The 13,038-nt window shown below is 46.3% G+C and carries 13 protein-coding genes; all 13 read right to left on the bottom strand.

Translation table 11 applies throughout. The features are described 5' to 3' along the window. Positions 1-5 precede the first annotated feature (5 nt). Positions 6-1,028: a LacI family DNA-binding transcriptional regulator gene (locus HNQ56_RS12940; RefSeq protein WP_429146729.1), complete on the bottom strand. Its 1,023-nt coding sequence runs from the start codon at positions 1,026-1,028 to the stop codon at positions 6-8. A gap of 186 nt (positions 1,029-1,214) precedes the next feature. Then, on the bottom strand, positions 1,215-1,370 hold the full coding sequence (locus HNQ56_RS12935) for a hypothetical protein (RefSeq protein ID WP_429146727.1): 156 nt from the start codon (positions 1,368-1,370) through the stop codon (positions 1,215-1,217). Positions 1,371-1,650: 280 nt separating this feature from the next. Next, on the bottom strand, positions 1,651-1,893 hold the full coding sequence (locus tag HNQ56_RS12930) for a YlzJ-like family protein (protein WP_429146725.1): 243 nt from the start codon (positions 1,891-1,893) through the stop codon (positions 1,651-1,653). Between the two features lie 4 nt (positions 1,894-1,897). After that, positions 1,898-2,647, bottom strand: a complete 750-nt coding sequence (locus tag HNQ56_RS12925; RefSeq protein WP_429146722.1) for a ClpP family protease — start codon at positions 2,645-2,647, stop codon at positions 1,898-1,900. Between the two features lie 120 nt (positions 2,648-2,767). Next, entirely contained in the window at positions 2,768-3,760 is a 993-nt protein-coding gene (locus tag HNQ56_RS12920; RefSeq protein ID WP_429146720.1) for an aromatic acid exporter family protein, read from the bottom strand. A gap of 38 nt (positions 3,761-3,798) precedes the next feature. After that, positions 3,799-4,302 (bottom strand): kinase, encoded by a 504-nt coding sequence (locus HNQ56_RS12915; protein WP_429146717.1) that lies wholly within the window; start codon positions 4,300-4,302, stop codon positions 3,799-3,801. A 14-nt stretch (positions 4,303-4,316) separates the two neighbouring features. Beyond that, complete coding sequence (locus HNQ56_RS12910) at positions 4,317-5,180, bottom strand: SPL family radical SAM protein (protein WP_429146714.1); 864 nt, start codon at positions 5,178-5,180, stop codon at positions 4,317-4,319. A gap of 97 nt (positions 5,181-5,277) precedes the next feature. After that, positions 5,278-6,069 carry an ABC transporter permease gene (locus tag HNQ56_RS12905; RefSeq protein ID WP_429146711.1) on the bottom strand — a complete coding sequence of 264 codons (792 nt, stop codon included), beginning with the start codon at positions 6,067-6,069 and terminating at the stop codon, positions 5,278-5,280. Further along, positions 6,066-6,863 carry an ABC transporter permease gene (locus HNQ56_RS12900; RefSeq protein ID WP_429146708.1) on the bottom strand — a complete coding sequence of 266 codons (798 nt, stop codon included), beginning with the start codon at positions 6,861-6,863 and terminating at the stop codon, positions 6,066-6,068. Before HNQ56_RS12900 ends, HNQ56_RS12905 begins: the two co-directional genes overlap by 4 nt. Further along, positions 6,860-7,846: an ABC transporter ATP-binding protein gene (locus HNQ56_RS12895; protein WP_429146705.1), complete on the bottom strand. Its 987-nt coding sequence runs from the start codon at positions 7,844-7,846 to the stop codon at positions 6,860-6,862. The genes HNQ56_RS12900 and HNQ56_RS12895 overlap by 4 nt, the downstream gene beginning before the upstream one ends. Positions 7,847-8,203: 357 nt before the next feature. Further along, a complete protein-coding gene (locus HNQ56_RS12890; protein ID WP_429146702.1) occupies positions 8,204-10,543 on the bottom strand; it encodes a bifunctional diguanylate cyclase/phosphodiesterase in 2,340 nt (779 codons plus the stop codon). A gap of 142 nt (positions 10,544-10,685) precedes the next feature. Further along, positions 10,686-11,960 (bottom strand): O-acetylhomoserine aminocarboxypropyltransferase/cysteine synthase family protein, encoded by a 1,275-nt coding sequence (locus tag HNQ56_RS12885; protein ID WP_429146700.1) that lies wholly within the window; start codon positions 11,958-11,960, stop codon positions 10,686-10,688. 94 nt (positions 11,961-12,054) lie between these two features. Further along, positions 12,055-12,942 carry an AraC family transcriptional regulator gene (locus HNQ56_RS12880; RefSeq protein ID WP_429146697.1) on the bottom strand — a complete coding sequence of 296 codons (888 nt, stop codon included), beginning with the start codon at positions 12,940-12,942 and terminating at the stop codon, positions 12,055-12,057. Between the last annotated feature and the right edge of the window lie 96 nt (positions 12,943-13,038).

The raw sequence follows: 13,038 nt of genomic DNA, 5'->3' as shown, positions 1-13,038 counted from the left end.
ACTTTTTATTCACCTGTTGAGTTCCTGTAAATAACTTTTGTGCGCACATAAGTAACCTCATAGGGGTTATCAATATTATCTATCCGGTATAACAGCTGTTTTGCCAGACGTTTTCCAATCTGTGAATTGTTTACCTGAACTGTTGTTAAATTTTTTGTGTAATTGAATTCATTATTATCATCATAACCGGATACCGCCACATCTTCAGGAACCCTGTGTCCATGGCTTTCAAGATATTGAACCAGTATATTGGCAACATGATCATTCACGCACACAAAGGCATCCGGCAGCCGGGTAATGCCATCCATAAATTCCTCGATGGTTTTAACATAGGTTTTTAAAGTCATACTACCGGTATAGCAGATATTCGGATCAACGGATAATCCAAACTGATACATTGCCGATACATATCCCTCATAACGTTCCATATTGGTTTTCGCATATTGTATATCACCAATAAAGCCTATTCGCTGATGACCTTTCTTAATCAAAGAGGTGACTATTTCCTTAATACTGTCCCTGCCTTCCAGAAGCAGCAGATCGCCGTTTAAGGTATCCATGGTCATAGCTGCAACAATATCAAGAAACACCTTCGGTATTGCCAGCTTATTTAACAGCTGGAGCAAGGGTTCATCATATACATTCATAATAATAATTCCCTGAATGCTCCCATCTGTTAAAGCTTGCGGGAGTACATAACCCTCCGATATATGCTCCGGAAGGTAAGTGTACATCAACCCGATTCCGCTATTTGAAAACTCTTCTGCAAGCTGGTGGATAATTTTTACCCAGAATGCCGAGGTCTCCGGCCGGGATACCACCACAGATACTAATGTTTGTTTCTTCAACGGTAAAGACAGTCCCGCTTCCTGGAGTATGGACGGCTGGTAGTTTATCTCAGCGGCACATTCCAGCACCTTGCGTTTCATATCCTCGGAGATACCCTCTTTGTTATTAAACGCCTTCCACACTGTCACCCTGGATATCCCCAGCAAATCAGCTATATCTTGTATTTTTGCTCGTTTCATCTAATATAACCCTTTCGTTATTTTACATATGAGATTATATCATGAACAAAGGACGCGTTCATGATCTTGTTGCTCCAATCGGAAATCGCAAGCAAGCTTGCGTTTCCTCATTCCGCTTTCATTATATCATAACTCGGTACCAAGCAACAACATGTTTTTATTAATGTTCATATTTATTAACATTTGTTAACGAGCCTTCTTTTTCACAATGGATTGAAAGATCTCATGCAGTCTGGACAAAGTGATATCCGTCGGCAGCCCTTCCGCATCGGTCTCCTCCCGGTAATCCGCGATCTCCTGCGGAATCGTCGGAGGTTTGAAGAGCACCCTGGAGGCATCCATTTCCCGGCCCTTATGCTTTATATTCCAACAGGCGCTCTACTCCTGCCTGGGGTCCATGTCAGGAGCGTGTTTATATGTATAACCGATATTATCATCCAAGGTCTTAAAGCTGCGGTTTGCACGGGATACCTGAAAACAGCAGAACCCAACCGGGCGATGACGGCGGCAGTGACGCCAGAATCAGAAGTCCAAAGAAAATATCAGGAAATCTCTGCGCCTCCTGCCACTCACTCCAGTTCTCATTCTCCCTTAACAAGGGATGCCTGACCTGCGAGGCATTTTACTCTGTCATATTCCTTCCCGGAGAATAGGCCTCATTCAAATAATCCTTCATATCCGTAGAATTCACCCGTTCAATGACATAGCCTTCCCCCTCCTGCCTGGTCACGATCCTGCCATGGGGCAGGGTAACCTCCCGGTACCGTAGAGTGGTGCTGTTATCCGCCGCCCTTTCCTGCCGGATATCCGTATAGCTTGCCGGACGGGCATATATCCGCTCCAAAGGCATTACCGTATACAACATCTTCTTACCTCTCCCCTTCCTTCAAATCGATCATTTCATTAATTTTGGCCAAGGCTTCCTTGATTCCGCCAACCTCATTAATAATCCCCTTCTTCACCGTCTCATCCCCAACAAGAATCGACCCCACATCCTTAGCCAGCTGATTGGTAGCCAGCATCAAATCACGAAAGCTGTTATAATCAATATCAGAATGGGTAACAACAAATTTGATGATACGGTCCTGTATCTTCTCAAAATATTCAAAGGTCTGGGTGACGCCAATTACCGTACCATTCATACGCACCGGATGAATAATCATGGTTGCGGTAGGAACGATGTAGCTATAGTTTGCGGATACCGCCAGCGGAACTCCGATGGAATGGGAACCGCCAAGAACCAGGGAGACGGTGGGCTTGCTTAAGGAAGCAATCATTTCGGCAATGGCCAGCCCCGCCTCCACATCACCCCCAACCGTATTGATTAAAATCAGCAGCCCGTCAATCTCAGTGCTGTCTTCAATCGCAGCCAATTGGGGCAAAACGTGTTCATACTTTGTTGTTTTATTATGCTGGGGCAGGCACTCATGCCCTTCGATCTCACCGATGATCGACAGAAGGTGTATCTTATGGTCTCTTTTCCCGTTATCCAGTACCGTTTGCCCATATTCATTTATTTTCTGATCCTTCAGGTCTTCATTTTCTTTTTCCAGCTTTTCTTTCTCCTGCTCCTCCTGGTTCTCTTCCGGCTGCTTTGCTTCAGTTCTGTCCGTTTGCATGAGTTCGTTCCTTTCCCTGTCTCAAATAAATTCCCTACCTTGCAAGGTATACGTTGCTTGCAACGTATATATAGCTTATTATGTGATAAGATAAGAATTTTATTCGGTCGTTGGAAAGCTTCAAATCCAATAATCTCTCCTGTCTCCATTTTCCAGTTCCAGAACAAAATTTCTTTTCAGCATCAAAAAATATTCCAGCTCTTTCATCACCTGATAGAGATGCGCCCGCGCCTCGAATTCTTCACGGGTCTGGGGCAGCCGGTCATTCCGGAAATACTCCTTTAGCTGTTCCAATATGGCCAGCAAGCCGGTTACATTATTCTTTTCATGAAAGGACAGGGCCGTATCTTCCAGAAAGCCGGCAACCTTCTCCGCTTGAACAGGAAGTGTGCCCATCTGCGCTATGGTTGATGCAATATCCTTCAGTACGCCGATCTGAAGCCGACGCATCTCCAGATAGGATACAAAATATCTGGTATCACTAAGGAGATGGTTGCCCGCTTCTTCATATGCGGTCTCCAGAAGCCGCTGGGCCAACCGCTCCAGCTCTGTAAAATCCGGGCTTTTTTCCTGCCCCTTAAGAAATCCTCCGATTCCTCTTAGAGCCTTCTTCATCTCCTCCTCCAGCCCCATCTGCTCCCTGCGGATTCTATGGATGTTCCTGGGCATCATCAAATTAAGAAGGATTCCGATTCCCATGCCAATAACGAGGATTCCAATTTCATTCACAATCAGTCCCAGGCCCATATGACCTTCCACAAGAAAATGCGTCATCAGCACTGCGTTCATGGATATTCCGTCCTTCAGTCCCAACAGAAAGCAGAAGGCGGCAAAAAGAGCCACAAAGAGACCGAAAGCATAGGGTGTATAGCCCATGCTTTGAAAGATCAGATAGGACAACAGCACCGCAAGCACAAAGGCCTCCATTCTCTTTACGGCAATGGACAGGGTTTCCCGCTTCGTATTCTGTATCGTAAGCAGGGTTATAATTCCGGCAGACGGACTGTAGAGCAAGCCGAAGGCATTGGCGATCAGAATGGCAATTGCCGAGCCTGCGCCTGTTTTTAATAAAAACAAGATATTTACCGATCTTAACCTCTCTGATAATCTCATCGCTCCACCTCATTTGAATTCAAACAATAAAAAAGTGTTTATCCATTCGTTTGCCGCATTATCATATTAACGATTGCATCTGCCGCTATGTCCTTGCCTATTATAAACTCAGATATATCTGCCAGATAATCTTTTTCTCTCCACCAACGTTTCATTTCTTCCTCTCCAAACTCTCCGGCATTCGGTTTTGTTCCGTGGCGAAAGAGAGTTTCTTCAAAAGGAATATCAAAATAGTAAGCATAGATATGACTTCCAAACGCTTCCTTCACTGCTTCAAATAGTCTTTGATACCAATCTGCATATAAGATACCCTCTAATATTACAGTTGCACAATTTTCTTTTCCATACTTCACAAGCTCAATCAGTAAATCAATGGCTTTTGTTTCCGGTCCATCCTTCACATATAGTATTTCCCGTCTTACTACGTCTTGTGAAACAAGTAGAGTTCCGTGTCCAAAACGCCTTTGCAGTTCTTTAGCAATAGTCGTTTTACCGGACCCGGAATTTCCTCTCAGTACAATAATTTTCGGCTCTCTATTCATTCCATCCCCCCACTTTAAAACAGCGACAGCTGCTGATATTTTGTTTCAAACTCCTGTAAGTAAGCGAAAACCTCCTCCGTTTTCCAAAGAATATTGTGCTGACGGCATGTTTCTTCGAAAATACGCATCAAGCGGTTATGCTTCGGACTGTCACACATATACGCATTTCCAAAGGCCTGGATATACCTCTGTTTCATTCCGGGAAAAAGCCGGTCAAGCTGGGCATAGAAATATTCTCTGTCGCCCTCCCTTAAAGTAACTCCAAAACCAAAGCATACGATCCCCCGGACCTTGGCCTGTATGCAGTAATCCAACAATCCCCGCAGGTTTTCCTCCGTATCGTTAATAAAAGGCAGAATAGGGCTAAGCCATACAACCGTCGGTATCCCGTTCTCCCGCATGACCTCCAGCACATGGAAGCGCTCTGATGTGGAGGATACATTGGGCTCCAGCTTCCGGCATAACTCCTCGTCATAGGTAGTTAATGTCATTTGAACAACACATTTCGTCTTTTCATTGATCGCCTTTAATAAATCCAGATCCCGGAGGATCCGGGAGGATTTGGTCAAAATTGCAAGGCCAAATCCAAACCGCTCAATCAGCTCAAGGCATCTGCGGGTCAACTGCAGCTCTTCTTCCAAAGGGATATACGGATCACACATTGCCCCTGTGCCAATCATGGACGGCTTCCTCTTCCGGCGCAGCTGCTCTTCCAGAATCTGCGGAGCGCTGCGCTTCACCTCGATGTCTTCAAAATCATGATTAATTTGATAACAAGTGCTTCGGCTGTCACAATAGATACAGCCATGGGAGCAGCCGCGATACAGATTCATATTATTATGGGGGGAAAGTATGGTTTTATAATCGGCATAGTGCATATACGGCTGACCTCCTTTTCGATGCGGAACAATTAATTTTTAACGGTATTATAGCATACGGGAATAACAATGTATACCATAGTCATCCATTCTTTGCCTAACTGCTTGCACTCTTGTAATGCTTCAGTCCTAACCTCCAGAACCATATTGCAAATGCCGTGAATACGCCAGCCACACTTAATGCCTGTATCAGTCCGGGAACAGATAGTGTTCCCGAGATCAGCTGTGTAGGTACCGTAGCCATCACACCATAGGGAAGCACAAAATAAAATATAATCTTAAACATTCCCTTGAAAAGCACTCCGGGTATTTTGAAATTGAGCGTCAGCATTTCATCTTCCAGCCGGTCAATCGCGCTGGCTGAAATAACGAAAAAAGGGATCGTGCGCAATATCAGCTCCATATCATAATACAAAAGGGTCATGAGCAAAAGAAGGATAATGTAAACGCAGATAAGCGGTACGGTTACCACAATCTCCAGAACAGAAATTCCATAGGCAATGATCCCGCCGCTAAGGAGCAAAAGCGGTGCGGAACCGGGGTTGACATTCTCAAAGGTCAGCCGCAAAAGCGTGTTTCCCGGCTTGGTAATGTATAAGTCAAGCGCTCCTTCCCGTATCTTTTGCGGAATGGTCAGCACTCCAAAAAAATAGATCAGCATGTTCAGCCCGTTAATCATGGAAAATGTCCCGATGAAAACCAGCATCTGTCCGCGGCTCCAGTCGCCTATGGTATCAACCTGGCTGTAAATAATATTGAAGGTTAAAAGCTGTACCACAAATAAAACTCCATCCGCCAGGAAAGCTCCAAAAAAACTTAACCGGAACACCATCATATGGGAAAGCTTTAACCTAAGCAGCAATCGTATAAAACGTAAATTTTTCATCATATTCCCACCCCGTCATACTTAATTCTAAGGCGGCGGTATGTGATATGCACAAGCAAAACCATGACCGCAACCCAGATCATTATCGCCGTCAGCCCGGCCACCCCTTCCTGTAATCCCATTTTTCCCGTTAACAGCATGGTCGGAGTATAGCTGACATAGGTAAAGGGAAGAAAACGCAGCGCCCAAAACACCGGATCAGGCAAAAGAGAAAGGGGTACTATGGTGCCGGTGGCAAAGGAAAGCAGCGCCCCTTGAATATGCAGGAAAAAGCCGGTATCCTGAAACTTGAAGGCAAGAATTCCGATAAAAAACTGGTATACTACCATGAAAATTAAGCCAAGGGGTATCATTGCCATGGCACACAGGATCACGGGCCACTCGGAAGTAATGCCCGGTGTTATGCGAAACACAGCCAAGCTCAGCATCGCGGCAATACCGGAAAAGATGGCATAATATCCAACTGCCCCAAAATTCTGTGCCATAAAATAATACAGGGGGTTGGATGGTATCACCATGTATTTTGAAAATGTACCGCCCCGGATTCTCCCGGAGACCTCCCCGCTCACTCCGGCCGACATTTCCAGGGAAGCAAGAAAGGAACTGATCAGATAGTAAGAAAGCATCTCCTGATAGGTAAAACCACCTACTGTCTCACGCTCCGCAAATATGGTGCTCCATAGAATAAAGGCAAACAGGATCCTTCCAATGGTCGCAAGTGCAGTCATAGCCACATCAAACCGGTATACCAGCTGGGACCGAAACACTATCTTTGCTGTATCTATATATTTTTTCATCCGCGTACTCCTCCTCCGGCATAAATCCGCTCCACTACGCTGCCGATGTCTTCTTCCTCAACAGAGATATCCTTCGGAGGATTATCATGCATCATGCCTGACAGCAGACTGCCGTTTAATTCTCTCGGAACCAAAAGCACTATTTTATGCGGGTCCTGCTCCACTACTTCCACACCGGCGGTAGGATAAAAGACAGTTTCGTTTTCAAAAATTACAGTGACTTTTTTATGCGTCTGATATGCTTCAAAAAGCTTTGCGGTATCTCCGTCATACAGCTTCTGCCCGTCATTCACCACAATACTGCGGCTGCACAGGCTGCGCACATCCTCCATATAATGAGAAGTCAGCAAAATTGTAGTCCCTTTTTCTTTATTGACCTCCCGCAGGAAGAAACGCATTTGCCGCTGTGCCACGGCGTCTAAGCCTATGGTCGGCTCATCCAGAAATAACACACGGGGATTATGCAAAAGAGCAACAATCAGCTCCATCTTCATCCGTTCTCCCAAAGAAAGGGTACGAACCTGCACATTTAAAAATTTTGATACATCAAACAGGTTTACAAAATAATCCACGCTGCGTCTGTATTCCTCTTCCGGAATCTCATACAGCTCTTTAAACAGCCCAAAGGTATCCGCCGGAGTCAGCTCAAAGAAGAGCTGGCTTTTCTGCCCCATGACAACGGCATATTGTTTCTTGAACGCATTTTCCAGTTTGTTGGGGTAATAACCCAGTACCGATATCTCACCGGAGCTTGGCGCTATGATACCCGTCAGCATTTTTACAAGGGTGGTCTTTCCTGCCCCGTTGGGCCCGATTAATCCGATAAATTCACCCGGTTCAACAGTAAGGTCAAAATTCGATACGGCGTATTTACTGACAAATTTACGGTTGAAAAGGCTTTTCACACTGCCTTTCAAGCCTGCTTCCTTTTCAAATCTCTTATATTCTTTCGTTAATTGCTTTGTTCTGATAATATGATCCAACTTGGAATCTCCTCTCATAATAAAAAATAGCATAAAAATAGCCCGCAAAAGACACACCACACTTAAAAAAGTGCAGAATGCTCCTGCGGGCAAAAACCTCAATATATGAAAAACAGCGCGACAAACACTCCTTTGTCACGCCTCATTCATCGAAAAAGGATCGGGCAATCTGTTAGGTAGTGTCTTTCAAAAGGACAGCAAAACCAAGGGGATATCCCCTTATCGATGCCGCCTTCTGCAACTATATTTAGTTGACTCTCACCATAACAGATAATACCGACATAAAACACCTCTCCTTAAATTAACATAAGGTGATTATAACATATTTTATTAAAATGTCAATCACTTACGAAAGACCTAACCCTTGGCCCCATGCCCCGGCTTCAGATACTTTTTCTCAAGCACCTCAATCTCGACAGGCTTGGAGAAATAGTATCCCTGGCCAATATCACACTGGCTGGTTTTCAGATATTCCAGCTCGGAATGCTCTTCGATTCCCTCTGCAATGACATTCAGCCCCAGATCCTTGCACAGACCGATAATGGTAGAAACAATGGTCTTCGCCTCCTTGCTGCAGCCAATATTCTGGACAAAGGACCGGTCAATCTTAATACAGTCAATGGGCAGACGCACAATATAGCTGAGGGAAGAATACCCTATTCCAAAATCATCAATGGCAATCCGCAAGCCCATCTCCCGCAGCTTCGCCAGCCGTCTGATACTCTCCTCCATATTCTTAATCAAGAGCCGCTCCGTCAGCTCAATCTGCAGCCAGGAAGGATCCACATCGTATTTCTGTACCATATCGGACAGATCCTCCAGAAACCGCTTCATCTCAAAGGTTCTGGTGGAAACATTAATGGAAAGCAGAACCGGTACGGAATAGCTTTCCCGCCAGTTCTGAAGATGCCTGCAGGCATTCTCAATTACCCAGTAATCGATATCCGTAATGCTGCCGGTCTGCTCCGCGACCTCAATAAACCGGTCAGGATACAGCAGTCCCTGTTCCGGATGCCGCCAGCGGATCAGAGCTTCCACCTCCGCCAGCCTCCCATTCTCCAGATAGAACAGAGGCTGGAATACCAGATAGAACTGGTTATCCCTTAAGCCCTGGACAATCTCCGCCTGGAGCAGAGTTGTGCCCATAAGCTTCTTGTAGATCTCCATATCATATTTTTGTATCAGATTGCTTCCCTGCATTCTGGCATAATTCTTGGCGTGGGTGAGCGCCTTCAGCGGTTCCTCCGCCCTGGAGTCCTCATTCCAGAGATAAAGTCCGATACTGAAGCGTATATTGATGGCCCTGGTATCAATGAGATAGCTTTCACTGAGGGCCGCAAGAATACTCCGGGCCAGCTCCTCCAGTTCCTCTTCCCCAACCTCTCCATAAGCCAGTACAACAAATTCATCCCCCTTATAGCGGTAGATTCTATAATTCTCATTTAAGCAACATAAAATACGCCGGGCAACCTCACAGAGCACAATATCGCCCACCGCATAGCCATAGGTCTCATTCACATTGCTGAATTTATCAATAGCCACCATAACCAGGGAGAAGCCGGGCCCGTCCTTCTTCTGTTTCAGGAATGCCACATCCTGCTCTAATACATACTGGTTTAACAGAGTGGTCAGCGGGTCGTACTGGGTCAGGGACTTAATCTTATCCATCATCCGGTTGAAGCTGATTCCCAGCCGCCCGATCTCATCCTTGGATGCCCTGGTAAATCGTATGGTAAGATCTCCCTTGGCTCCTTTGGCGAAGAGGCGTTCCATCTCCACAATCGGCCTTGAAAAGCGGCTGACGAATATGTAAGCCGTCAGAGAACTTATCACCAGGGTAATGCCCATCACTACGAGAAACATCCTGCGCAGGCTGACCAGATAGCCTAAGGCTTCCTCTTTATTGGTACCGATGTAAATCTTCCAGCCGGTCTGATCGATACTGGCATAGCCCGTTAAGATATCCCGGCCCTCAAAGCGGTACTCTCCATATCCGCTCTCTGTTGTGGAAGCCTGCACAAAGGCTGCCAGGGATTCATATTCCGGATCCATTGCAGCAAGCTGAAAGAGATTGTATTCTCCTTCTTTCCTTTCCGTCGCGGAACGAGAAAGGAAGGAGCCTGCTTCACTGATGATATACGCCCTGCCATTCTCATCATAGCTTCTGCTGGAAGCAAAATCCGATAAGAAATCCGCATCCATTCTTGCGATCAATGCTCCCTGTATGACATCCCCCCGGTAAATGGGCGTGGCGACCATAACCACTGATTCCTTGATTTTACGGCTGATGATAACCTCTGAGAAGGTAAGCTTCCCGGCCAAAGCACTCCGGATGTAATCCCTGTCACTGAGATCCAGCACGGTCTCATCCAGGTAATGGGCGATCCCATTCCGGTCTACCACGGCAATATTCAGATAGTTTCCTGTAATCTGGCTGCTTAATATCTCCTTCTGGGCAGCCCAATCCATTGAGGCCACCTTCTCATCCTTTGATATGGTGACCAGCGGTGTGACAAACTGATTCAAGTAATAGGATAGATGTGAGGCTGATTCTATCGCAACCCGTTCCATTGACGTATTCACTTCTGTGACCAGTATTTCCTTAATACGCAGGTATCCGCTGATTCCCATTGCAGAAACTGAAATCAGAATCACAATCAATGAAAATACAATTCCCTTTGTCTTAACGCTTCTCATTCGTTCTCCCTATATTTCTTCCTTAAAGCTAAAATAGAAAAGACACATGACCAATTTCTTAGATCAGGGGTGCATATAAATGCTGGTACCGGTCAGAGAAAAGCTTCATGTGTCTTCTTAATTATAGTGTAAGGTACATCTCTTATAGCTGTGCTAAAGCCTGTTCGATATCTGCAATGATATCCTCAATATTCTCAATTCCTATGGACATCCGGATTAAATCCGGTGTGATTCCCGCATCCTCCAGCTGCTGATCCGTGAGCTGGCGGTGGGTGGTGCTGGCAGGATGCAGAACACTGGTCCTGTTATCCGCCACATGAACCACAATGGCGGCCAGCTTAAGGCTGTCCATAAACTTTATTGCCGCCTCTCTCCCCCCCTTAATTCCGTAGGAAATTACGCCGCAGGAACCCTTGGGAAGGTATTTGCCGGCAAGCTCATAATACCGGTTCCCCTGGAGTCCGGGATAGTTCACCCAGGCAATCCTGTCGTGTTCCTCCAGGTATTTGGCAACCGCCAGGGCGTTGCTGCAATGGCGTTCCATTCTAAGATGCAGGGTTTCAAGGCCCAGGTTTAACAAAAATGCATTGTTCGGTGCCGGTGCCGAACCCAAATCCCGCATCAGCTGTACTCTTGCCTTGGTAATAAAGGCCGCTCTGCCGCAGTCCCTGGTATAGACCATGCCGTGATAGGATGCGTCCGGGGTGGACAATCCGGGGAACTTGCCGTTATCCCAATTAAAATTACCGCTGTCCACAATTACGCCTCCCAGCGCAACCGCATGTCCGTCCATGTATTTTGATGTGGAATGCAGCACGATATCTGCTCCGAATTCGATAGGCCTGCAATTAATGGGTGTGGCAAAGGTATTGTCGATCAACAGCGGAACACCGCTGCTGTGGGCAAAGTCCGCCAGCTTCCCGATATCGGCGACCACCAGGGCCGGATTGGCAATGGTCTCGGCAAATACCAGCTTGGTATTCTCCCTCACTTCCTTCTGCAGCTCTTCCACAGGTGCGTCCGGATCGATAAAGGTAACCTCGATGCCCATTCTCTTAAGGGTAACTGCAAACAGATTGGTAGTTCCTCCGTAAATTGTGCTGGCGGAAATCATATGGTCGCCGCTGCTGCAGATATTAAGCACCGCAATCAGACTGGCGGCCTGTCCGGAGGAGGTGCACATAGCTCCGATTCCGCCCTCCAGATCCGCAATCTTGCGCTCCACGCAGTCCACCGTGGGGTTAGCCAGCCTGGTGTAGAAGAAGCCTTCTTCCGTCAAATCAAACAGCTTGCCTACATGTTCACTGGAATCATATTTATAAGTAGTGCTCTGGTAAATCGGCAATACCCTGGGCTCTCCGTTCTTCGGCTGATATCCTGCCTGGATGCATTTCGTTTCAATATGGTAATTGCTCATAAGCTTATCCCTTTCTATTCCAAATATGTATTTTTATTCAAAGAACGTTACATGTAATCATATCCCGTCCGAAAGCATTTTGTCAAGAGCTACCTTAGCCCCCCGCCAATACTGCCGCGGCATCCGCGGACAGATTGTAATCCCTGTATTGCCTGGGAGTCATGCCCCTGGCATCATGAAACACCTTAATAAAATAGCTGGAATCATTGAAGCCGCAGTCATACGCAATCTCCGTGACAGAGGCATCCCCGTCCAGAAGCCGGCGGCAGGCACATTCAATCCGGTAATAATTCAAATATTCGATAGGAGTCCGGTCCGTAAGCTTTTTAAAAAAACGGCAAAAATACCTGGGATTCAGATCCGCGATCTCCGCCAGAGTTTCCAGTGTAATCACCTCTGTATAATGCTTCTCCATGTAGGTTATGACATCCTTCAGCCGTTCTATGTATTTTTGCGAGGCAGGATTCTTCCTGTCATACCCGCTATATTGCTCCAGACTGTACAACAGGCCCATCACTTGATACAGCACCCCCTGCGCCATGAATTCGTAGCCCCTGCTCCGGCTGTGAAGAAGGGAGAACAGCTCCTTTGCCATCCGGTCAATCCTCTCATCAATTCCGGATAAAAGTACGGGAAGACGGACTTCATTCCCGATTAACCGCCGAAGCCATTTGTTGCAGATATGGTTCCCGCCCAGCAGCAGCTTGGGATCAAATACGACACATTCATAGATGCAATGGTCAGGGATTCCCCCATGCAGCACCCCTGCATGGACAAAGAAAATATCCCCCTCTCCCGCCAGGTACAACTCACCATCCAATGTTAACCGAAAGCTTCCTTTAATTATCCGAATTATTTCATACTCCGGATGCCAGTGACAGGTCATCTGATAGCGGCGGCTGTCGGGGTCCATACGATAAAATGCCAGAGGAAACTCATAGGTTCCCTGCTGTCGTCTCTCCTTGAAATCCAAATACTTCATCCCACACCCCAAAAGTGAATATTTTTATATTATAAGTAATTATAACACAAGAAAACCCAGGAACACAATGCTATAATTGATTTTACTTATAAATAT

It is taken from the genome of Anaerotaenia torta, from assembly GCF_050433395.1.
GTDB lineage: Bacteria > Bacillota > Clostridia > Lachnospirales > Lachnospiraceae > Mobilitalea > Mobilitalea torta.
The sequence above is the reverse complement of the archived record's forward strand: the minus strand, read 5'-3'. Positions and strand labels throughout refer to the sequence as shown.

What these genes read in the sequence shown, in the direction of transcription:
- HNQ56_RS12890 (WP_429146702.1), bottom strand. Translation starts at nt 10,543, where the DNA reads ATGAGAAGCGTTAAGACAAAGGGAATTGTATTTTCATTGATTGTGATT.
- HNQ56_RS12935 (WP_429146727.1), bottom strand. Translation starts at nt 1,370, where the DNA reads ATGGATGCCTCCAGGGTGCTCTTCAAACCTCCGACGATTCCGCAGGAG.
- HNQ56_RS12925 (WP_429146722.1), bottom strand. Translation starts at nt 2,647, where the DNA reads ATGCAAACGGACAGAACTGAAGCAAAGCAGCCGGAAGAGAACCAGGAG.
- HNQ56_RS12920 (WP_429146720.1), bottom strand. Translation starts at nt 3,760, where the DNA reads ATGAGATTATCAGAGAGGTTAAGATCGGTAAATATCTTGTTTTTATTA.
- HNQ56_RS12910 (WP_429146714.1), bottom strand. Translation starts at nt 5,180, where the DNA reads ATGCACTATGCCGATTATAAAACCATACTTTCCCCCCATAATAATATG.
- HNQ56_RS12880 (WP_429146697.1), bottom strand. Translation starts at nt 12,942, where the DNA reads ATGAAGTATTTGGATTTCAAGGAGAGACGACAGCAGGGAACCTATGAG.
- HNQ56_RS12900 (WP_429146708.1), bottom strand. Translation starts at nt 6,863, where the DNA reads ATGAAAAAATATATAGATACAGCAAAGATAGTGTTTCGGTCCCAGCTG.
- HNQ56_RS12905 (WP_429146711.1), bottom strand. Translation starts at nt 6,069, where the DNA reads ATGATGAAAAATTTACGTTTTATACGATTGCTGCTTAGGTTAAAGCTT.
- HNQ56_RS12940 (WP_429146729.1), bottom strand. Translation starts at nt 1,028, where the DNA reads ATGAAACGAGCAAAAATACAAGATATAGCTGATTTGCTGGGGATATCC.
- HNQ56_RS12930 (WP_429146725.1), bottom strand. Translation starts at nt 1,893, where the DNA reads ATGTTGTATACGGTAATGCCTTTGGAGCGGATATATGCCCGTCCGGCA.
- HNQ56_RS12915 (WP_429146717.1), bottom strand. Translation starts at nt 4,302, where the DNA reads ATGAATAGAGAGCCGAAAATTATTGTACTGAGAGGAAATTCCGGGTCC.
- HNQ56_RS12885 (WP_429146700.1), bottom strand. Translation starts at nt 11,960, where the DNA reads ATGAGCAATTACCATATTGAAACGAAATGCATCCAGGCAGGATATCAG.